This window comes from Pseudomonas sp. 43mfcvi1.1, assembly GCF_900115935.1.
GTDB lineage: Bacteria > Pseudomonadota > Gammaproteobacteria > Pseudomonadales > Pseudomonadaceae > Aquipseudomonas > Aquipseudomonas bijieensis.
Map to the genome: position 1 here is coordinate 358,777 of NZ_UETT01000001.1, position 20,454 is coordinate 379,230.

20 protein-coding genes and 1 other RNA gene are annotated in these 20,454 nt (G+C 60.9%); 8 read left to right on the plus strand and 13 right to left on the minus strand.

Annotated features, from left to right (window positions below; all coding sequences use genetic code 11):
• Nucleotides 1-65: 65 nt before the first annotated feature.
• From DTP52_RS01610 to ffs, 3 genes are all read left to right on the plus strand, one after another.
• Nucleotides 66-1,226 carry a putative zinc-binding metallopeptidase gene (locus DTP52_RS01610; protein WP_109751548.1) on the plus strand — a complete coding sequence of 387 codons (1,161 nt, stop codon included), beginning with the start codon at nucleotides 66-68 and terminating at the stop codon, nucleotides 1,224-1,226.
• Nucleotides 1,227-1,377: 151 nt separating this feature from the next.
• Nucleotides 1,378-1,728: a hypothetical protein gene (locus DTP52_RS31000; protein WP_146206831.1), complete on the plus strand. Its 351-nt coding sequence runs from the start codon at nucleotides 1,378-1,380 to the stop codon at nucleotides 1,726-1,728.
• Between the two features lie 424 nt (nucleotides 1,729-2,152).
• Nucleotides 2,153-2,249: signal recognition particle sRNA small type (ffs, locus tag DTP52_RS01615), an RNA gene on the plus strand.
• Nucleotides 2,250-2,424: 175 nt separating this feature from the next.
• On the opposite strand, the gene DTP52_RS01620 is transcribed toward ffs, so the two are convergent.
• Both DTP52_RS01620 and DTP52_RS01625 read right to left on the minus strand, forming a co-directional pair.
• Nucleotides 2,425-2,931, minus strand: a complete 507-nt coding sequence (locus DTP52_RS01620) for a DUF4823 domain-containing protein (protein WP_109751840.1) — start codon at nucleotides 2,929-2,931, stop codon at nucleotides 2,425-2,427.
• A gap of 198 nt (nucleotides 2,932-3,129) precedes the next feature.
• On the minus strand, nucleotides 3,130-3,444 hold the full coding sequence (locus DTP52_RS01625; protein WP_063322219.1) for a helix-turn-helix domain-containing protein: 315 nt from the start codon (nucleotides 3,442-3,444) through the stop codon (nucleotides 3,130-3,132).
• A gap of 338 nt (nucleotides 3,445-3,782) precedes the next feature.
• Between DTP52_RS01625 and DTP52_RS01630 the strand changes: the two genes are divergently transcribed.
• On the plus strand, nucleotides 3,783-5,531 hold the full coding sequence (locus DTP52_RS01630; protein ID WP_109751549.1) for a bifunctional diguanylate cyclase/phosphodiesterase: 1,749 nt from the start codon (nucleotides 3,783-3,785) through the stop codon (nucleotides 5,529-5,531).
• On the opposite strand, the gene DTP52_RS01635 is transcribed toward DTP52_RS01630, so the two are convergent.
• A complete protein-coding gene (locus tag DTP52_RS01635) occupies nucleotides 5,477-6,247 on the minus strand; it encodes an ABC transporter substrate-binding protein (protein WP_109751550.1) in 771 nt (256 codons plus the stop codon). The genes DTP52_RS01630 and DTP52_RS01635 overlap by 55 nt on opposite strands.
• A gap of 142 nt (nucleotides 6,248-6,389) precedes the next feature.
• Between DTP52_RS01635 and dnaX the strand changes: the two genes are divergently transcribed.
• The 4 genes from dnaX (at nucleotide 6,390) to recR (ending at nucleotide 10,853) form a co-directional block, all read left to right on the plus strand.
• Nucleotides 6,390-8,459 (plus strand): DNA polymerase III subunit gamma/tau, encoded by a 2,070-nt coding sequence (gene dnaX, locus DTP52_RS01640; RefSeq protein WP_109751551.1) that lies wholly within the window; start codon nucleotides 6,390-6,392, stop codon nucleotides 8,457-8,459.
• 64 nt (nucleotides 8,460-8,523) lie between these two features.
• Nucleotides 8,524-8,862, plus strand: a complete 339-nt coding sequence (locus DTP52_RS01645) for a YbaB/EbfC family nucleoid-associated protein (protein ID WP_003183512.1) — start codon at nucleotides 8,524-8,526, stop codon at nucleotides 8,860-8,862.
• Between the two features lie 287 nt (nucleotides 8,863-9,149).
• Complete coding sequence (locus DTP52_RS01650) at nucleotides 9,150-10,184, plus strand: NADP-dependent oxidoreductase (RefSeq protein ID WP_109751552.1); 1,035 nt, start codon at nucleotides 9,150-9,152, stop codon at nucleotides 10,182-10,184.
• Nucleotides 10,185-10,250: 66 nt separating this feature from the next.
• The gene (gene recR, locus DTP52_RS01655) at nucleotides 10,251-10,853 is read left to right on the plus strand and encodes a recombination mediator RecR (protein WP_053183983.1); all 603 of its coding nucleotides are present in this window, start codon (nucleotides 10,251-10,253) and stop codon (nucleotides 10,851-10,853) included.
• Nucleotides 10,854-10,985: 132 nt separating this feature from the next.
• Here recR and DTP52_RS01660 read toward each other — a convergent pair whose 3' ends face one another.
• From DTP52_RS01660 to DTP52_RS01705, 10 genes are all read right to left on the minus strand, one after another.
• A complete protein-coding gene (locus DTP52_RS01660) occupies nucleotides 10,986-11,534 on the minus strand; it encodes an adenine phosphoribosyltransferase (RefSeq protein ID WP_003183509.1) in 549 nt (182 codons plus the stop codon).
• Nucleotides 11,535-11,610: 76 nt separating this feature from the next.
• On the minus strand, nucleotides 11,611-12,345 hold the full coding sequence (gene fnr, locus DTP52_RS01665; protein WP_109751553.1) for a fumarate/nitrate reduction transcriptional regulator Fnr: 735 nt from the start codon (nucleotides 12,343-12,345) through the stop codon (nucleotides 11,611-11,613).
• A gap of 94 nt (nucleotides 12,346-12,439) precedes the next feature.
• Nucleotides 12,440-13,822 (minus strand): oxygen-independent coproporphyrinogen III oxidase, encoded by a 1,383-nt coding sequence (gene hemN / locus DTP52_RS01670; RefSeq protein ID WP_109751554.1) that lies wholly within the window; start codon nucleotides 13,820-13,822, stop codon nucleotides 12,440-12,442.
• A 164-nt stretch (nucleotides 13,823-13,986) separates the two neighbouring features.
• Nucleotides 13,987-14,670 (minus strand): sulfite exporter TauE/SafE family protein, encoded by a 684-nt coding sequence (locus DTP52_RS01675; RefSeq protein WP_109751555.1) that lies wholly within the window; start codon nucleotides 14,668-14,670, stop codon nucleotides 13,987-13,989.
• Nucleotides 14,663-14,881 carry a cbb3-type cytochrome oxidase assembly protein CcoS gene (ccoS, locus tag DTP52_RS01680; protein WP_047227179.1) on the minus strand — a complete coding sequence of 73 codons (219 nt, stop codon included), beginning with the start codon at nucleotides 14,879-14,881 and terminating at the stop codon, nucleotides 14,663-14,665. The genes DTP52_RS01675 and ccoS overlap by 8 nt, the downstream gene beginning before the upstream one ends.
• A gap of 24 nt (nucleotides 14,882-14,905) precedes the next feature.
• A complete protein-coding gene (locus tag DTP52_RS01685; RefSeq protein ID WP_109751556.1) occupies nucleotides 14,906-17,356 on the minus strand; it encodes a heavy metal translocating P-type ATPase in 2,451 nt (816 codons plus the stop codon).
• A gap of 134 nt (nucleotides 17,357-17,490) precedes the next feature.
• Nucleotides 17,491-18,030, minus strand: coding sequence for a FixH family protein (locus tag DTP52_RS01690; RefSeq protein WP_109751841.1), 540 nt, complete (start codon nucleotides 18,028-18,030; stop codon nucleotides 17,491-17,493).
• A gap of 11 nt (nucleotides 18,031-18,041) precedes the next feature.
• Nucleotides 18,042-19,457 carry a cytochrome c oxidase accessory protein CcoG gene (ccoG, locus tag DTP52_RS01695; RefSeq protein ID WP_109751557.1) on the minus strand — a complete coding sequence of 472 codons (1,416 nt, stop codon included), beginning with the start codon at nucleotides 19,455-19,457 and terminating at the stop codon, nucleotides 18,042-18,044.
• 280 nt (nucleotides 19,458-19,737) lie between these two features.
• The gene (locus DTP52_RS01700) at nucleotides 19,738-20,166 is read right to left on the minus strand and encodes a type II toxin-antitoxin system VapC family toxin (protein WP_109751558.1); all 429 of its coding nucleotides are present in this window, start codon (nucleotides 20,164-20,166) and stop codon (nucleotides 19,738-19,740) included.
• Nucleotides 20,167-20,421 carry a type II toxin-antitoxin system Phd/YefM family antitoxin gene (locus DTP52_RS01705; RefSeq protein ID WP_109751559.1) on the minus strand — a complete coding sequence of 85 codons (255 nt, stop codon included), beginning with the start codon at nucleotides 20,419-20,421 and terminating at the stop codon, nucleotides 20,167-20,169.
• Nucleotides 20,422-20,454 lie beyond the last annotated feature (33 nt).

Below are 20,454 nucleotides of genomic sequence, written 5' to 3' on the forward strand. Positions count from 1 at the left end.
CAATGCATGGGAACGATCGTGGGCAGAGGATGATCTAGTCTTGCAGGCTCCAGGGAGAGATCGCCATGTACCGCTTCTTCGAACAACTGACCTCACGCATTGCCGCGCCTTTCATGGGTGATCGTTCGCGCAATAGCAAAATCTGGTCGTGTCGCTGCGGCCAGTCGCTGTTTTTTCGCAACAGCCAATGCCTGGCTTGCCTGGCGGCGCTGGGCTATCAGCCTGAACAAAGTCGCCTGTCGTCCTTGCAACCGGGCGAGCACCCCGACACCTGGACGCTGGACGCCGACCCGCAAGCCGGGCTGTTCCGCCGCTGCGCCAACCTCGACACCCCGGCGGCGTGCAACTGGCTGTTGCCAGCCAATGGACATGATGCCTTGTGCATTGCCTGCAGCCTGAATCGCACCATCCCCGATTTGTCGATCCCGGAAAACCCCGAGCGCTGGCGCAAGGTCGAAACCGCCAAGCGCCGGTTGGTGGCGCAACTGATCACCCTTGGCTTGCCGGTGATCCCGAAAACCGTCGATGAACATATCGGCCTGGCTTTCGATTTCATTGGCGTCGATCCCGATGGCACGCCTCCGACCACAGGTCACGCCAGCGGACTGGTCACCCTCGATATCAAAGAAGCCGACGATGCCCATCGCGAGTACGTGCGCCAGCAGATGCGCGAACCGTATCGCACCTTGCTCGGACATTTCCGGCATGAGGTGGGGCACTACTACTGGGATCGGCTGATCGCCAACACTCACTGGCTCGAGGCGTTTCGTGAGCTGTTCGGCGATGAGCGCGCCAGTTATTCCGCAGCCTTGGAGCGGCATTATCAGCAGGGAGCGCCGCTGGACTGGCAAACCCATTACGTCAGCGCCTACGCCACCATGCATCCCTGGGAAGACTGGGCGGAAACCTGGGCTCACTATCTGCACATGATGGATGCGGTGGACACGGCGCTGGGTTTTGGCATGAGTGCTCGGGAAATGGATATCGACTACCAGCCTTTTCCGCCCGAGACCTTGTACGACCCCGAGCACACTGGGGGGACGGCCTTCCTGTCATTCGTCAACGCCTGGATCGAGCTGGCTGGCATGCTCAACGAACTGTCCCGCAGCATGGGCCAGCCGGATTTCTATCCGTTCGTCGTACCCGCCGCCGTTATCACCAAGCTGCATTTCATCCATCTGGTTATTCAGGAGGAGGGTGGTCGGGCGGATAAGGTTCTGATGTAACTTTGCTCCCACACTAAATTTTGCTTGCCTCGATAGGGGGGGCGGGCAGCGTTAAAGTGATGCCATTTGTTTTGATAGTGGTTTTGTATTCAGGCTTTCCTTTACTCTAAGGCCGCCATGGATGATGGCTATATTTATTATGGAAAATACTATGAAACATGATGAAGTGAATAAAGCAGCGACAATTCCCAATGCGCCGCGCAGGCTTTCCCAGGTCGGTCAAAGCCGATACACCATTATATTGGCTTGGCAAATCTCGGATAATGTCCGGCCCGATCAGGTTGCGGCTCACACGTTTAAAGTAACCGCGGTGGCCACTGGACAGCCGCAGTTCGTTCCCGCAACCCAAGTGAAGCCGGACGGACGCGGCTGGTACCGGCATGAGATAGGCGTCAGTGGGGGATCCCGGCCTGTTTATTTCAATGTTCAAGTTCGGGCTCAAGCTTCCAATGGTGAGTATGGGCCGTTCTGTCCAGTGGTGGTTTGTAATACGTCGTCATGACCGGCCATTTAATATCGACAATGATGCAATATTTGTAGTTGTTCGTAAGTATTGGTTAAAAGATTCAATCGATTAAAGCTTTACCGCAGTTTTTCCGTGGGAGCGAGCCTGCTCGCGATGACGGAGTTCATTCAACATCAATGCAAGCTGATCCAGCGCTATCGCGAGCAGGCTCGCTCCCACAAGGGAACTGGGCAGAGCGCTGGATCTGTGAACACTAGAGAACTCATGTGGGAGCGAGCTTGCTCACGATGGCGACAGGTTAGCTTGCCTTCCTGTCGGATGTGCCGACGCCATAGCAAGCACCCCACAGCAAGTGCTTGAACATCTTCAGTTTTTTTATCTGGTATGAACGGTTGTAACTTCTCGTCAGATAGGTACAATGGCGCGGCTCGCCGTCAGGCGGGCGTCGTTATGGTGACCCCATCGGTCCCCCCGCAACGATTACCCGTGAACCTGGTCAGATCCGGAAGGAAGCAGCCACAGCGGGAACATTGTGTGCCGGGGTGTGGCTGGTGGGGTTGCCTCCATAACGCCCAAGCCTTCGTTCGCAAGGTTTGCCAAATTCAAAATTTCCTTTCGTTTTGCTGATCGATATCGATCGGTGCTTTCTGCTGTCCGGGTTTTGGCCGGGCAGGGCAATCGAGCGTCGATAAGGAGGGCGGCCCTGTGCACCGGCAGGACGGGCCCCTACAGTCAGTACTGAGCTTTCACATACTCATTAATCGGCTCTTGTAAAAGATCCTGTGGATGATCCCCGCCGAAAGTCGCCCACTTGCTTTTACCGGACAGGATCGCAGACCCCAGCGGCTGTGCTCCAGTCGAGCCATAAATGGCGAGCTTCACTTCAATCTTGTCGGGGAGGCCCGACCATTCTGTGGCGCGTTCTTCCCAATGGAGGATTTCCGGGATGACGTAGTAGCCCGAAGGGTTGTTCTGCCTCAGGCAGTTCAATTCATGGCACGTGCCCGTTACCGTCACACGGTTGGTGTAATAAGAGAATGCCGTCTTGATGGCGGCAGCTGTCATATCTCCGGAGGCAGTATAGGGTGTCGTTTCATAGCGGCCGTCAACTGGTGTGGCGATGGTGACTGGCATTTGCCGATCAAGTTTTCCAGGGTTGGGGAATACTTCTTGTTGCGCGTATTTGGCGGTGCAGCCGGTGGCGAGTATCGAAACAAGAATGATCGAAAGTTTATGCACGGTGTCCCCTGGGATTTTATTGTGTAGACGAGTCGTAGGCGTCATAGGGACGCAGGAATCAGCGCGTTGATAGTCCGGGTTCGTGGTGGACGATGTCAACGTGACATTATGTCTTGCGTCGCCCTCGGAATTGGGCAAGCGAGCAAAGAGAAGCCTGGCCTGTCTCGCATTGACAGGCCAGGCTTCTCTTTCATGGCGTCAAGGCTTGGACAAGGCCTGGTCGACCGCTGCGATCAGCTTTCCCAGATCCTTCGGGGTGGCTCTGTGTATGACACCGAATAGATACGCCCGCTGTTCGTCCTCATCGCCCATGTCGGCAAAAAAGGCTTTCAGTTGTACATCCAGCACATTGGCAAGCAGGAACAAGGCTTCGACGCTGGGGGTGTAGGTGCCGGTTTCGAAACGGCTGATGGTTTTGGGGTCAAAACCGGTTTTTTCGCCAAGTTCAGCCTGAGTAAGCCCCGCTACTTTGCGGTAGCGTCTGATGGCTGGACCCAAACTTGAAATTTGCATCGCTTAATTCCCATTTAGAATCAAGAACTTAACGATAGATTTTCGCATTAGGCAACCGCGTGATCCATCACCTTGCTTTGCAAAGTGTGATGTGTTTCGTAGAATCGGCCTTTGGCACGGGCATTTGGTGACCTGCTTCAGAAGCCTGGGTGTGCGCGCAGACCGGTCCTTGCGTTTCTTGCCGCGATACAAGGCAAGGGCTGAAGCCTTACCTTGGCACCACCAGGACCCGCGCTCCGGCTTTTCTCAAAGTGTTTGAGCCTAGTTGATTTTCGCCTGTCTTGAAGGCGGTGCAACCGCGCGCGACAAATGAGCCTGACTCATGGATGACTGCTTCGATGGATAAGAAGTACCGCAGAGCCGTTGACGCCGCCGCGATTTTTTCCGAAACCGATCTGAGCGGGCGCATCACCTACGTCAACGATCAATTTTGCAGCCTTTTTGGTTACCGGCGCGATGAGTTGTTGGGAGCGAACCATCGCCTGCTCAATTCCGGCCAACACCCTGACGAGTTCTTCAGCGCCATGTGGCGCACCATTGCCCTGGGCCAGGTCTGGAAAGGGGAGATCTGCAACCGGGCCAAGGACGGTACGCTGCACTGGGTCGACACCACGTTGGTGCCGGTGATCGACGACGAGACCGGGCAAATTGAACGCTACCTGGCGATTCGCTTCGACGTCAGCGAAAAGCGTCGCCTGCTGCATTCGCTGCAATGGCGGGTAGGGCACGATGTGCTGACCGGGCTGCCCAACCGCACTTATCTGTCCGAACTGCTGGACCAGGCCCTGGAGTTTTCACGCGCGGAGAACCTGCCCCTGGCGGTGTGCATGCTCGACCTCGATGGCTTCAAGGCCGTCAATGACGGCTATGGTCATGCCAGCGGCGATCGGCTGCTGGTGGAAGTTGCCAGGCGCCTGCGCAGCATTGTGCGTGGCGAGGACGTGGTAGCACGGCTGGGTGGGGACGAGTTCGTGCTGGTGCTGCGCCATGTGCGTGGGATGGATGAATTACATGCTGCCTTGAACCGGGTGTTGATCGCCGTTTCCATGCCTTATGGCATCGACGGCAAGGACATCAAGGTTTTCGCCAGCATTGGTGTCACGCTGTTCCCATGGGACAACGAAGACGCCGAGACCTTGTTGCGCCACGCTGACCAGGCGATGTACGTGGCCAAGCAAAGCGGTCGCAATCGTTTCCACTTGTTCGATGTGTCCCGGGACAAGGAAGTGCGAGCCACTTACCAGACTGTCGAGCGGGTCCGCCAGGCATTGGCCGGTAATGAGCTGCGGCTGCATTTCCAGCCCAAGGTCAATATGCGTCATGGCACCGTGGTCGGCCTCGAGGCGCTGCTGCGCTGGAAGCACCCGCAACGTGGCCTGGTGCCGCCTCGGGAGTTCCTGCCCCTGGTGGAAGAGACTGACCTGATCGTCGAGATCGGCGAGTGGGTCATGGAGCAGGTACTCATCCAATTGCAGCAATGGCAGCAGGCGGGGCAGGGCTGGCCGGTGAGCATCAATATCTCGGCGCGGCATTTCCAGCGGGCGGATTTTGTCGAGCGGTTGCGTCAGGTGCTGGAGCGGCATCCGGCGGTACCGCCACGGCTGTTGGATCTGCAGATTGTCGAATCCGTCGCGGTGGAGAACCTTGCACACGTCAGCGCTTGCCTCCAGGCCTGCCAGGCGTTGGGCGTGGGTTTTTCACTGGGTGGTTTCGGCACCGGCTACTGCTCGCTCAACGACCTCAAGCACCTGCGCACGCAGACCATCAAGATCGACAAGACCTTTGTCCGCGACATTCTCGACGACCAGGACGACCTGGCGCTGACCGAAGCGGTGATCGGCCTGGCCCGGGCGTTTGGCCGTGAGGTGGTCGCCGAGGGCCTGGACAGCCTGGAGCATGGCCAGTTGCTGCTGCGCCTGGGCTGTGAGGTGGCCCAAGGTTACTTCATCGCCCGGCCCATGCCGCCCGAACAGATCCCCGACTGGGTCCTGGGGTTCATCCCGCCGGCGCAATGGCGGCAGCGACCCGGCGATCAGGGAGAGGGTGTGTTGCTGCTGGCCGGCGATACGTCACTGCGACCGGTATAAAGCTGGATGATTGCGTCGATCTCCCCGGATGTCTTCATGGTCAGCAATGTCCTCAGGATGCGTTGCGCCGGGATGCTCGGATCGTTGCGCACGTAACAGCTCAACTGCTGTTCCTGGAGTACCGCCACTTCATGGAGTTGTCGATCGGCGGTATGGCGTTGATTGAACCAGTCCAGTGCCCATTGGTTACTGATCCCGTAGCGATAACGTCCGGCCAGCAGTTTCGCCAGCACTTGTTCCTGGCTGCGGGCGTCGTCGCGGTGCAGTTGGCCGCTGTCGAACAAGGGTTGCAAGGTCGGGTAGGTATAGCCGAGCACCGTGCCGATGGCTTGTTCCGGCAACGTTGCGGGTGTGACCGCCGCAGGGGTGCTTGCCGTGGCGACGAGCAGGTCACGCTGGAAAAACAACGGGATGCTCCACAAATAATCGCCACTGTCCTTCACCCAGTCGGGGCTGACATAACAGCGCAGGTCGATTTCGCCGTGTTTCATGGCGCCGTCCAGCCGGGCGCGGGACAGGACGTGGAATTGCGCCGGCAGCCCTACCTGGGTCGCCAGGCTTGTCATGATGTCGGGAATGATGCCCTGAGTCGGCCGACCTCGTTCGATCTGCACCATGGGCATCGCCCAGCCGTCGGTAACGGCGAAGCGCAAGGGGCCTTCCTCGGCAAAGCAACTGGTACCCAACAACAGCAAAGCCCCCATGGCTGAGCGCATAAACTCTCCTGACTGTACAAAACCGCGTCGACAACCGAGTCCTTGACCAATCTTAGTCAGATTAGACGAGCACACCGGATGCAATTTCGCCCCTGCTCCGCTAGCATTAGCCGCTTATGTTCCTTCGTTGCGACGGTTTTCGATGAGTTATCAGGTTCTTGCACGTAAATGGCGTCCGCGCTCGTTCCGCGAAATGGTCGGCCAGACCCATGTGCTCAAGGCTCTGATCAATGCCTTGGACAGCCAGCGGCTGCACCATGCCTACCTGTTCACGGGTACCCGCGGCGTGGGCAAGACCACCATCGCGCGGATCATCGCCAAGTGCCTGAACTGTGAAACCGGCATCACCTCGACGCCTTGCGGCGAGTGCTCGGTCTGCCGGGAAATCGACGAGGGCCGTTTCGTCGACCTGATCGAGATCGACGCCGCCAGCCGCACCAAGGTCGAAGACACCCGCGAGCTGCTCGATAACGTGCAGTACGCGCCGAGCCGTGGGCGCTTCAAGGTCTACCTAATCGACGAAGTGCACATGCTCTCCAGCCATTCTTTCAATGCGCTGCTCAAGACCCTCGAGGAGCCGCCGCCCTACGTCAAGTTCATCCTGGCGACCACTGACCCGCAGAAACTTCCTGCAACGATTTTGTCGCGATGCTTGCAGTTCTCCCTCAAGAACATGACGCCGGAACGGGTCGTCGAGCACCTGACGCACGTACTGGGCGTCGAGAACGTGCCCTTCGAGGACGATGCACTGTGGCTGCTGGGCCGCGCCGCCGATGGTTCGATGCGCGATGCCATGAGCCTGACCGACCAGGCCATCGCTTTCGGTGAAGGCAAGGTCATGGCCGCCGATGTCCGGGCCATGCTCGGCACTCTCGATCACGGTCAGGTCTATGACGTGTTGCAGGCGCTGATCGAAGGCGACGCCAAGGCGCTGCTCGAGGCCGTGCGTCACCTGGCCGAGCAGGGGCCGGACTGGAATGGCGTGCTCTCGGAAATCCTCAACGTGCTGCACCGTGTCGCCATCGCCCAGGCCTTGCCGGATGGCGTCGACAACGGCCATGGCGACCGTGATCGCGTACTGGCCCTGGCCCAGGCACTGCCGGCCGAAGACGTGCAGTTCTATTACCAGATGGGCCTGATTGGCCGTCGCGACCTGCCCCTGGCGCCGGATCCGCGCGGCGGCTTCGAAATGGTCCTGTTGCGAATGCTGGCATTCCGGCCAGCCGACACGGCGGACGCCCCGAGGCAGCCGCTAAAGCCAGTGGGGATCAGCCAGGCCACAGCTGATTCCGCCAAGCCAGTGGCTGCCGCGCCCGTCGTTGCGCCGGCAGTGGCTTCGGCTCCGGACGCGCCTGTGGCACAACCGACCCCGACACCCGTTGTCACGGCCCCTGAGCCAGAACCCGAACCGGTCGTCGAGGCGGCGCCCGAACCTGTCGTCGAAGCCGTGGTCGACCTGCCCTGGAACGATCCGGTCGAGCCGGAGGTTGTCCAGCAACCCGCCGTGGAGCCGGTCCTGGAGACCATCGCCGAGCAGCCTGAGTTGCCGCCGATGCCATTGCCAACGCCCGACAGCGTGGTACCCGATGCGCCGGAGTGGGTCGTCGCGCCAGTGCCCGAGCCAACAGTGGCCGACGTCGACGTCGCCACGCCGGGCATCGACCTGGACGATGAGCCGCCGCTGGACGAGGATTACATCGAGCCGGACATGGATTCGGCCTACAGCTACCTGGACGACCTGGCCAGCGAGCACGCCGCCGAGCCGGCCCCGGAGCCCGAGCCGGAACCGGCGGCGATGCCGGCCACCGGGCTGGCCCTGCAATGGCTGGAACTGTTCCCTCGACTGCCGATCAGCGGCATGACCGGTAGCATCGCCGCCAACTGCACGCTGATCTCCGTGGAAGGCGACCACTGGCTGTTGCACCTGGACCCGGCCCACAGCGCATTGTTCAACGCGACCCAGCAGCGTCGCCTCAACGATGCACTGAACCAGTACCACCAGCGCACCCTGACGTTGACCATCGAGCTGATCAAGCCCGAGCAGGAGACCCCGGCCCAGGCCGCGTCCCGTCGCCGTGCCGACCGTCAGCGCGAAGCCGAAGAGTCGATCCACAGTGATCCATTCATCCAGCAGATGATGCAACAGTTCGGCGCCGTGGTCCGTCACGATACTATCGAACCTGTCGAGGCCCCGGTCATCCAGGGCTCATAACTGAAGGCGTCGGGCCCAACGGGCCGGGCGCGTTGTTTATCCAAGTACTTTCGAGGTGATTCCCATGATGAAAGGTGGCATGGCCGGCCTGATGAAGCAGGCGCAGCAGATGCAGGAAAAAATGGCCAAGATGCAGGAAGAACTGGCCAACGCCGAAGTCACCGGCAAGTCCGGCGGCGATATGGTGACCGTGGTCATGACCGGTCGCCACGACATCAAGCGCGTGAGCATCGACCCAAGCGTGGTCGAAGGCCTGAGCGAAGACGACAAGGAAATGCTCGAAGCGCTGTTCGCCGCCGCCGTCAATGACGCGGTGCGCAAGATCGAAGCCAACAGCCAGGACAAGATGTCCGGCATGACCGCCGGCATGCAGCTGCCGCCGGGCATGAAGCTGCCGTTCTGATTCGCCATCCCGGTCGGGATGGGCTACACACAATGCCAGGCATCGCGCCTGGCATTTTTGTTTCTGCTCCAAAGCCTCGGTGGCTGTTAAACCGCTATCGCGAGCAGGCTCGCTCCCACAGTGTCTGAAGGTACTAACAAAATCCAGGTCTGCCACCGTCATCCTGCGGGAGCGAGCCTGCTCGCGATGCTGGCACCGCGGTCCAACGGCAAGAGCATCGAACACACCCCCTTCAAAAGGGTCTGCTCCTTAATAAAGAGCCGATCAACGATCAAGGAGACCTTTCCATGTCACAAGCGTCGACCTCCAACCAACGCATCGTCCTCGCCTCCCGACCCAAAGGCGCACCCACCCCGGACAATTTTCGCTTCGAGCAGATCAACCTACCGGACCTGGTGGACGGGCAAATCCTGCTCAAGACGCTGTTCCTGTCCCTGGACCCCTACATGCGCGGACGAATGAGCGACGCGCCTTCCTACGCCGCGCCGGTGGAAATCGATGGGGTGATGACCGGAGGCGCCGTCAGCCGCGTGGAGCGCTCGCTGCACCCGAAATTCCAGGAGGGTGATCTGGTGGTGGGCGCCACGGGATGGCAGAGCCACAGCATCAGCGATGGGCGCAATGTGATGCCCATCCCCGCCGGGCTGCCTAGCCCGTCGATGGCCCTTGGGGTGCTGGGCATGCCGGGCATGACCGCTTACATGGGATTGATGGACATTGGCCAACCCAAGGCCGGGGAAACCCTGGTGGTCGCGGCCGCCTCCGGTGCGGTGGGCTCGGTGGTCGGCCAGGTGGCGAAAATCAAGGGCCTGCGTGTCATCGGCGTTGCGGGCGGCCGCGAAAAATGCAAGTACGTGGTCGACGAACTGGGCTTTGACGCCTGTGTCGATCATAAAAGCGCGAATTTTGCCGAGGAACTGGCGCAGGCCTGCGACAAGGGCATCGACATCTATTACGAAAACGTCGGGGGCAAAGTCTTCGATGCCGTCGTGCCGTTGCTCAATGCCAAGGCCCGGATCCCGCTCTGTGGCCTGATCGCGTCCTACAATGATCAACAGGCACCGAGCGGCCCGGACCGTTTGCCACAACTGCAGCGCACCTTGCTGACCAAGCGCGTGCGGATCCAGGGATTCATTGTGTTTGACGACTACGGTGATCGTCAGCCGGAGTTCATCAGTGCCATGGCGCCTTGGGTGCGCGATGGCAAGGTCAAGTTCCGCGAGGACGTGGTCGATGGCCTCGAGAATGCGCCACAGGCGTTTATCGGCCTGCTGGAAGGGCGCAACTTCGGCAAGTTGGTGGTTCGGGTCGCGCAGGATTGAGTATTTGACGCTAATCGGAGGCGCGGGTATAAACCGCGTCTCGTTGTTATGTCGGACATTTCCTCCATGAGCTTCAGCCCTTTGATTCGCCAACTGATCGATGCCCTGCGAACGTTACCGGGTGTGGGTCAGAAAACTGCCCAGCGCATGGCGTTGCAATTGCTCGAGCGTGATCGCAGCGGCGGTTCGCGCCTGGCCCAGGCTCTTAGCCAGGCCATGGAAGGTGTAGGGCATTGCCGTTTATGCCGAACCCTCACCGAAGACGATCTTTGCCCGCAATGCGCCGATCCGCGTCGGGACGACAGCCTGCTGTGCGTCGTGGAAGGCCCGATGGATGTGTATGCGGTGGAGCAGACCGGTTTTCGCGGTCGTTATTTCGTGCTCAAGGGCCATCTGTCACCGCTCGATGGCTTGGGGCCTGAAGCCATCGGCATTCCACAGTTGATCGCGCGGATCGAAGAGGCGGGTACGTTCACGGAGGTTATCCTCGCCACGAACCCGACGGTCGAAGGCGAAGCGACCGCCCATTACATCGCCCAACTGCTGAACAACAAAGGCCTGGTCGCCTCGCGCATCGCCCATGGCGTGCCGCTGGGTGGGGAGCTTGAGTTGGTGGATGGCGGGACGTTGGCGCATTCGTTTGCGGGGCGCAAGCCGATCGCCTTATAACATCAACCCAACAATCCTTGTGGGAGCGAGCCTGCTCGCGATAGCGGTGTGTCAGTCAACATCAATACTGGTTGATTTATCGCTATCGCGAGCAGGCTCGCTCCCACAAGGGTTATGTGTTGTGGGTGAGGATTATTTTTCGCTGAGCGAGAACTGCGTCAGGCAGAACGTCGGGATCCCCATGTCCTCCAGGCGCTGGGAGCCGAGCAATTCTGGCAAGTCGATGATCGCCGCGGCCTCGTGGACCTTGGCGCCCATGCGGCGGATCAGGTTGGCGGCGGCGATCAGCGTGCCGCCAGTGGCGATCAGGTCATCGAACATCACCACCGAGTCCCCCTCGCACAAGCTATCGGCGTGTACTTCCAGGAAGGCTTCGCCGTACTCGGTCTGGTAACCCTCGGCCAGCACATCGGCCGGCAGCTTGCCTTGCTTGCGGAACAAGACCAGCGGCTTGTTCAGCTGATAGGCCAGGATCGAGCCGATCAGGAAGCCTCGGGCATCCATCGCGCCGATGTGAGTGAACTCGGCCTCGACATACCGGTGGGCGAAACTGTCCATGACCAGCCGCAGGGCGGTCGGGGATTGGAACAGTGGGGTAATGTCGCGAAAGATCACGCCGGGCTTGGGGAAATCGATCACGGGGCGGATCAGGGATTTGATGTCGAAGGAGTCAAAGACCATCGTGGAGGTGTCCTGGCAGGGCTGCAAACGCGGCAGTATAGCGCGGCGAGACAAATCCCTCAGCCGCGCGGGTCCATCAGCCTTCGATCGAACCGCCGGCCAGGGCGCACAGTTGGATCGGGTCGAGAATGTGAATTTCCTTGCCTTCGGCGGCAATCAGCTCGTTCTGTTGGAAACGGGTGAACACTCGGGACACGGTTTCCACCGCCAGGCCCAGGTAGTTGCCGATTTCGTTGCGCGACATGCTCAGGCGGAACTGGTTGGCTGAGAACCCGCGGGCGCGAAAGCGTGCCGAGAGGTTGACCAGGAACGTGGCGATACGCTCGTCGGCGGTTTTTTTCGAGAGCAGCAGCATCATTTGCTGATCGTCACGGATTTCCCGGCTCATGACCCGCATCAACTGGCGGCGCAGCTGCGGCAGTTGCAAGGCCAGCTCGTCCAGGCGATCGAAGGGGATTTCACACACCGAGGTGGTTTCCAGCGCTTGGGCCGAGACCGGATGGCTCTCGGTGTCCATGCCGGATAGGCCTACCAGCTCGCTGGGCAGGTGGAAGCCAGTGAGCTGCTCTTCGCCGCCATCGCTCAAGTTGAAGGTTTTCAAGGCGCCCGAGCGCACGGCATAAACGGAGTCGAAGGCGTCGCCCTGGCGAAACAGGAACTCACCTTTTTTCAAAGGTCGGCCCCGCTTCACGATGTCGTCCAGCGCATCCATGTCCTCCAGGTTCAGCGAAAGTGGCAGGCAGAGGGGCGCCAGGCTGCAATCCTTGCAATGGGCCTGGTTATGGGCGCGCAGTTTGACTGGCTCGGACATTTCTTAAATCCTTGTGGGAAATCACACATAAGGCGTAAGGGTACCCCAGCGTAGTCGCCCCGACCAGTGTGCTTTCGTCGTCAAATTGTCGCGCTCAGATGACTCGGGAGAAGCGCTGTCGGTTTTGTTGCTCCAGATAGGCATCGAACACCATGCACACGGATCGCACCAGCAGGCGACCCGCCGGCAGTACTTTGATATGTGTGCTGTCCAGTTCGATCAGGCCGTCCTTGGCCATGGCTTGCAACTGCGGCCACAACGACGCGAAATAGCCACGGAAATCGATGTTGAAGCCTTGTTCGATCTCGGCGAAAGCCAGGTGGAAATGGCAGATCAACTGCTGGATCACCGCGCGCCGCAGGCGGTCGTCGGCGTTGCATATCAGTCCGCGGCTGGTCGCCAGTTGCCCGTCGGCGAGGGTGTTCTGGTAATGGTTCAGGTCACTGCTGTTCTGGCAGTACAAATCACCGATCTGGCTGATGGCTGAAACGCCCAGACCGATCAGGTCGCAATGACCATGGGTGGTGTAGCCCTGGAAGTTGCGCTGCAGCGTGGCCTCTTCCTGGGCGATTGCCAGTTCGTCGTCGGGCAGGGCGAAGTGGTCCATGCCTACGTAGCGGTAACCGGCGGCGGTCAGTTGTTCGATGGTGCCTTGCAGCATCGCCAGTTTCTGCTCCGGGTTCGGCAAGTCCTGGCTGTCGATGCGCCGCTGGGGCATGAAGCGTTCCGGTAGGTGGGCGTAGTTGAATACCGAGAGCCGGTCCGGTTGCAGATGGATGACTTCCTGGACGGTGCGAGCGAAGTTTTCCGGCGTCTGCTTGGGCAGTCCGTAGATCAGGTCGATATTGATCGAGCGGAACTGCAAGGTCCGGGCGGCTTCGACCACGGCACGGGTTTCTTCCAGGCTTTGCAGGCGATTGACGGCTCGTTGCACCGCCGGGTCAAGGTCTTGCACGCCGATACTGACCCGGTTGAAACCCAATTCACGCAGCAGGCCCATGGTCGACCAATCGGCTTCCCGGGGGTCGATTTCAATGCTGTAGTCGCCGGAATCGTCATCCAACAGGTTCAAATGCTTGCGCAACTTGGCCATCAGTTGGCGCAGTTCGTCGTGGCTGAGGAACGTCGGGGTGCCACCGCCAAAGTGCAACTGTTCCACGCGTTGGGTGGGGTCCAGGTGGCAGCCGATCAGCTGGATTTCCTGTTCCAGGCGTTGCAGATAGGCGTGGGCGCGGCCACGGTCCTTGGTGATGACTTTGTTGCAGGCGCAGTAGTAGCAAATGTTCGCGCAGAACGGTATGTGCACATACAGCGACAGCGGCCGCAGGGCCTTGCGGCTGTCACGCAGGGCGTGGAGCAGGTCGAAGGTGCCCACCTGGCCGCCGAACTGTGCGGCGGTGGGGTACGAGGTGTAGCGTGGTCCCGCCAGGTCGTAACGGCGGATGAGATCTGAGTCCCAACGAATGGTGTCGAGCATGCGGGCATTTCCCGGATAGACTGGCATGGGGCGAGTCTAGGGGGCTGTGGGCAAGGCCGTTTTGATTTGCGTCAACGGGGCATCGGTGCTGGCCTCATCGCGAGCAAGCTCGCTCCCACAGGAGACTGTGGGAGCGAGCCCGCTCGCGATTGGCGGCGACTCGGTCAATGCCCCATGAGCCAATGTTGATGCGGCCCGGGCAGTGTCCAGATCCCGAAAATAATCACCAGCAAGCCACCGGCCATGCGCACGCTGCGTTTGCGCAGCAGGGCGGTGACGCGTTCGGCGGCCAGCCCGGTGGCGAGCAGCACCGGCCAGGTGCCGAGGCCGAAGGCGAGCATCAGCAATGCGCTGTCCAGGGCATTGCCCTGGCTGGCGGACCACAACAGGGTGCTGTAGACCAACCCACACGGCAACCAACCCCACAGCGCGCCAAGCAGCAAGGCCCGGGGCAGGCTCGACACCGGCAGCAAACGGTTGGCGACAGGCTGGATGTGCCCCCACAAGCCACGCCCGACGCTTTCGATACGGGTCAGGCCGCTCCACCAACCCGCCAGGTACAGGCCCATGGCAATCAACAGCAGGCCGGCCAGCACCCGCATGATCATCGCTGCCGGGCTGTTGGAGACGGCCCAACCGGCCAGGCCGATCAACAACCCGGCGGTGGCATAGCTCAGGATCCGCCCCAGGTTGTACGCCAGTAGCAACCGGAAGCGCCGGCTGCGCTGTTCCTTGGGAATTGCCAGGGTCAGGGCGCCCATCAGGCCGCCGCACATGCCCAGGCAATGGCCGCCGCCGAGCAGGCCGAGGATGACCGCCGAAACCAACAGGGGCGCCAGGTCAAGCATGGGGTGGGGCCTTGTCGTCCGGCTTGCGGGGCTCGCCACTGGCTTCGTCCACCGCCGCCTTGTGGTTCGGGTCCTGATCGTCGAACAGAATGCTGTGGGCCGGGCCGTCGAGGTCGTCGTACTGCCCGCTGTCCACGGCCCAGAAGAAAATGTACACGGCGATGGCCACGATCAGCAGCGCGGCCGGAATCATCACGTAGAGAGCTGGCATGTCGGAACTCCATGCCCGCGCGGCTCAGGCCGGCAGCGGGCGGGTATCGGGCGTGGCGTCGATAACCTGCACCTTGGGCTGACGGGTCAGTCTCAGCGCATTCAACACCACGGTCAACGAACTGATGGACATGCCGACCGCGGCCCACACCGGCGTAATCCAGCCGAGGGCGGCGAACGGCAACATGAGGCCATTGTACAGCCCTGCCCACACCAGGTTCTCGATGATCACCCGGCGGGTGCGTCGGGCCAGGCTGAAGGCATGGACCAGGGCGTCGAGGCGGTTGGACAGCAACACCGCGTCGGCGCTGGTCTTGGCCAGGTCGGTGGCCGAGCCCATGGCGACACTGATGTCCGCCGCCGCCAACACTGGCACGTCATTCACACCATCACCGAGCATCAGCACCTTGCGGCCCTGTTGGTGCAACTGTTGCAACACGGCCAGTTTGTCGTCCGGGCGCAGGCCGCCCCGGGCTTCATCGATACCCAGTTCGGCAGCGACGCTGGCAACCATCGGCGAACTGTCACCCGACAACAGCAGCGTGCGCCAGCCCCGCGCCTTGCAGGCCGCCAGCAGGGCAGGGGCATCGACGCGCAAGCGGTCATCGAGGACGAACCAGGCCAGCGGCCCGATCTCATCGCCCAGCAACAGCCATTGCCCGGGTTCGTCCGGCATCAGCGGTACGGAAGCGCCACTCAGTTCGCAGACAAAACCGGGCTGGCCGATGCGCAGGCGTTGTGCGGCCACCAGCCCTTCCAGCCCCAGCCCCGGGGTACTCTGCACTTGCTCGGCGGCCAAGGGCGCGCGGCCGAAGGCGCGGGCGATGGGGTGTTCCGAACGGTTTTCCAGGGCTGCGGCCAAGGCCAGGCATTGATCGCTGTCGAGGACCGCCAATGGCCGAATCGCGCGTAACGCCAGGCGGCCTTCGGTGAGGGTGCCGGTCTTGTCGAAAATGACCGTGTCGATCTGGTTCAGGCCTTCCAGCACATGACCGCGCGTCAGCAGCAGGCCGAGTTTGTGCAAGGTGCCGGTGGCAGCGGTGAGGGCCGTCGGTGTAGCCAGGGACAGCGCGCAAGGGCAGGTGGCGACGAGCATCGCCAGTACGATCCAGAAGGCCCGCGAGGCATCCAGCTGCCACCACAACAGGCCGATGGCCGCCGCCGCGACCAGTGAGAACAACAGGAACCATTGGGCGGCACGATCGGCGATTTCCGCCAGCCGCGGCTTCTCGGCCTGGGCCCGCTCCAAAAGCCGCACGATGGCCGACAATCGGGTGTCTTGCCCGAGGGCCAGTACCTCGACCGTCAGGGCCCCTTCGACGTTCAGCGTGCCCGCAGTGACCGCATCGCCCACTTGGCGAGGTTGTGGCAGGTATTCGCCGGTCAGCAGCGACTCGTCGATGCTGGACTGCCCATCGAGGATCTTGCCGTCGGCCGGCAGGACCGCCCCCGGATGCACCAGTACCCGGTCACCTGTGCGCAATTCGCTGAGCAGGATGCGTTCGCTCTGGCCGTTCGCCTCCAGGCGCAGACACGAGGCCGGCAGCAGGTTGACCAATTGGGCGGTGGCGGCGGCGGTGCGCTCCCGGGCGCGGCGTTCCAGGTAGCGGCCGGCCAGCAGGAACAGGGCGAACATGCCGACGGCATCGAAGTACAACTCGCCGACGCCGGTAATCGATGTCCAGATCCCGGCAATGTAGGCGCTGCCGATGGCCAGGGACACCGAAACGTCCATGGTCAGATGCCGGGTGCGCAGGTCGCGCATGGCGCCTTTGAAGAATGGCGCGCAGCTGTAGAAGACGATAGGGGTGGTGAGGAACAGCGCGACCCAGCGCAGGATGGTGTGCATCTCCGGGCTCAGGTCGATGTTGAATTCCGGCCAGGTGGCCATGGTCGCCATCATTGCCTGGAACCACAACAGGCCGGCCACGCCCAATTGGCGCAGGGCCAGGCGGTTTTGTGCGGCGAGTTGCTCGCAAGCCTGGTCGGCTTGGTACGGGTGGGCGACGTAGCCGATCTGGCGCAACTCGGCGAGCAACGTGCTCAGCGGCAATTGGGCGTCGGCCCAGCGTACATGCAGGCGATGATTGGACAGGTTCAGCCGTGCTTCGGCCACGGCCGGCAGGTTGCGCAGCTGTTTTTCGATCAACCAGCCACAGGCGGCGCAACTGATGCCTTCCATCAACAAGGTGGTTTCGGCCAGTTCGCCTTCATGGCGCACGAACGATTGCTGCACGTCGGGGCGATCGTACAGCGTCAGTTCATCGGTCAGTTGGACAGGCAGGGTGTCGGGGTTGGCTGACGCTTCGCTGCGATGCAGGTAATAGCTTTCCAGGCCGCCGGCGACAATCGCCTCGGCCACCGCCTGGCAGCCCGGGCAGCACAGCTCGCGGGTTTCACCGAGGACAACGGCGGTGAAGCGGCTGCCGGGAGGAACGGGCAGGGCGCAGTGGTAGCAGGGCTGTGGAGTGGTCATGGGTATTCACATATTGAAACTTGCTGGCATCTGAAGGCCTCTTCGCGAGCAGGCTCGCTCCCACATTGGAATGTCGTGGTGACATAAACCTGATGTGGGAGCGAGCCTGCTCGCGATTGCGCGAAACGCAGCCGCTATTTCTTCAGGTCTTCAGCGCCTTGCAGCGGTTCATCGCCGAGCAGGATGTCCTGGTCGTGGCTGATCTGTTCTTCTTCGAACAGGCGCCAGGTCTTGTCGTTCTCCACGCCCAGCAATTCGACAAAGCGCCGGCCTTCGATCTTGTCCGTCAACTGGCCGACGTAGCGCCCCGGCTCGCTGTCGTTGCGGGTCAGGACAATTTTGCGATCTTTCTCCGGCTGGGTTGGCGAGATCAGGCTCAGTTCCAGGGTCTGGGGGCGGCTGTCGCCGTTCAGGCGCAGGTTCACTTCGCCGGTCACATCATCCAGTTGCACGTTGGCATGCAGTTGCAGGGTCTGGGCCAGCAGTTCGCGCTCCAGAGAGCGGTTGATGCCCTTGCCGGCCTCGTAATAGTTGTCGTTGACCAGGTTGTCCGGATTCTTCACCGCAATGGTCACCATCGTCAGGCTCAGTGTCACCGAACAGGTCAGGATCGCGATGATGATCCACGGCCAGAGGTGCTTGTACCAAGGGCTGGTGGCGGTTGCTGCAGGCATGTTCATTTCTCTCAACGAGTTTGTGGGCCGATGAACCGGCTCTTGGCTTCGACATGTACGCTGCTGTCATCGGCGTCCTTGAGGATGAAGGTCACCTCGTTGGTGCTCGATGGCAGTTGCTCAGGTGCGCTGGACAGCTCGACCGGCTGGCTGTAGATCTCGCCGGCCGCGACCTTGATCTCCCGGCGGCCTTGCAACTTGAGGTCGGGCAGGCCGGCGGCTTCCAGGACGTACGTATGGTCGCGTTGGTCTTTGTTCATGATCTTCAGGCTGTAGACGTTCTCGATCCGGCCTTCGGCGTTTTCGCGGTACAGCACGCGGTCCTTGCTGACGTCGAAACCCACCAGCGAGCGCATGAAGAACGCCGCCGCCAGCAGGCTGATCATGGCCAGCAGCACCACGGCATAACCGATCAGGCGCGGGCGCAGTTTATGGGTTTTCTGCCCCGAGAGGTTGTGTTCGGTGGTGTAGCTGATCAGGCCGCGTGGATAATCCATTTTGTCCATGATGTTGTCGCAGGCATCGATGCAGGCTGCGCAGCCGATACACTCGATCTGCAGGCCGTCGCGGATGTCGATGCCGGTAGGGCAGACTTGGACGCACATGGTGCAGTCGATGCAATCGCCAAGGCCCAGGGCCTTGTAGTCAACGCCCTTCTTGCGGGGGCCACGGCTTTCGCCACGGCGCGGGTCGTAGGAAACGATCAAGGTGTCCTTGTCGAACATCACGCTCTGGAAGCGCGCGTAAGGGCACATGTAGATGCACACCTGTTCACGCAGCCAGCCGGCATTGCCGTAGGTGGCGAGGGTGAAGAAACCGACCCAGAAGTACGACCAGCCATCGGCCTGGCCGGTGAAGAACTCGAACACCAGTTCACGGATTGGTGTGAAGTAACCGACAAAGGTCATGCCGGTGACGAAGCCGATCAGCAACCACAGGCTGTGCTTGGCGAACTTGCGCAGGAACTTGTTGGCGCCCATGGGGGCCTTGTCGAGCTTGATGCGTTGGTTGCGATCGCCTTCGGTGACTTTTTCGCACCACATGAAGATCCAGGTCCACACGCTCTGTGGGCAGGTATAGCCGCACCACACTCGTCCGGCATAGACCGTGATGAAAAACAGGCCAAATGCCGCAATGATCAGCATCCCGGACAACAGGATGAAATCCTGGGGCCAGAAGGTCGCGCCAAAAATGAAGAACTTGCGTTCCGGCAGGTTCCACCAGACGGCCTGGTGACCGCCCCAGTTCAACCATACCGTACCGAAATACAGCAGGAACAGGAACGCTCCGCCAAGCATCCGCAGGTTACGGAACAGGCCGGTGAAGGCGCGGGTGTAGATTTTTTCCCGGGAGGCATACAGGTCGACGCTTTTGGTCGCGTCCTTGGCAGGCGGGGTAACGTCATGTACCGGAATCTGGTTGCTCATCAAATGCATCCCACGGCAGTGGAAAAGTGCCGGGGCCAGTACGTGCCGACCACGGTCAGAAAGGGTGTTGCGGTGGCGCAATGATACGCCTGTCGCTCTGGCCCAAGGGTGCGACCTTTGGTCGCGTTGGGGCGGTGCATAGAATGGTGTAGCGGATGTAACAAGTTCATGACCCAGATCAATTGACTATAGACAGCCCGTTGCTCTGGCGAAAAACGAAAGGGTGATTGTGGGCCAGTTAGTAGACAGGAGAAGCCCTCAAGTTCGGTTTGCTGAAGCTTCAGATCTGGTTCTTTTCATCGCCTGACCACGGGTTGAGTACCGCCACGCCGCTGCTCTGGAAATCGCTCACGTTGCGGGTCACCACGGTCAGCCCATGGACCAGGGCGGTAGCGGCAATCAAAGCGTCACATTCATTGCTGCGGTCAGGCACATGCAGGCGAGCGCAGCGCAGTGCGACGGCGCGGTCAACGGCCAGGATCCTGCCGGCAAAGGCAGGCATCACGTGATTGTCCAGCCATGCCCGCAGGCGGCTGCCTTGCGCCGGGTCCTTGCGTTCGAAGCGCAGCACACCGGTTTCCAGTTCCAGTACGGTAATCGCCGAGACATACAGGCTGGGAGCGGGAACGCTGCGTGCCCAGGCCTGGACGTTTTTGTCTGCCTGGGATTTGCGCAGTTCGGAAATGACATTGGTATCGAGTAGAAACATTCAGGACAGGTCTACCGAGCGGGGAGTGATGACGGCGCGCTCGGTCTCGAAGTCGATATCCGACGCATCGGGCATGACCAGTAACTCGACAATGCTGGTGCCGATGCCGGTCAGTTTCTGGTACTCCTCAATGCTTAGCAGCACATGGGCCGGCTTGCCACGGTCGGTGATGATAACCGGCCCTTCACGGGTGGCTTTTTTGGCACCACTTGTGTCGTGGTTGAATTCGCGGCTGGAGATAGTAGTGATGGACATGGGGTGCCCTCGTTTTGAATTCCAATGTAGGCA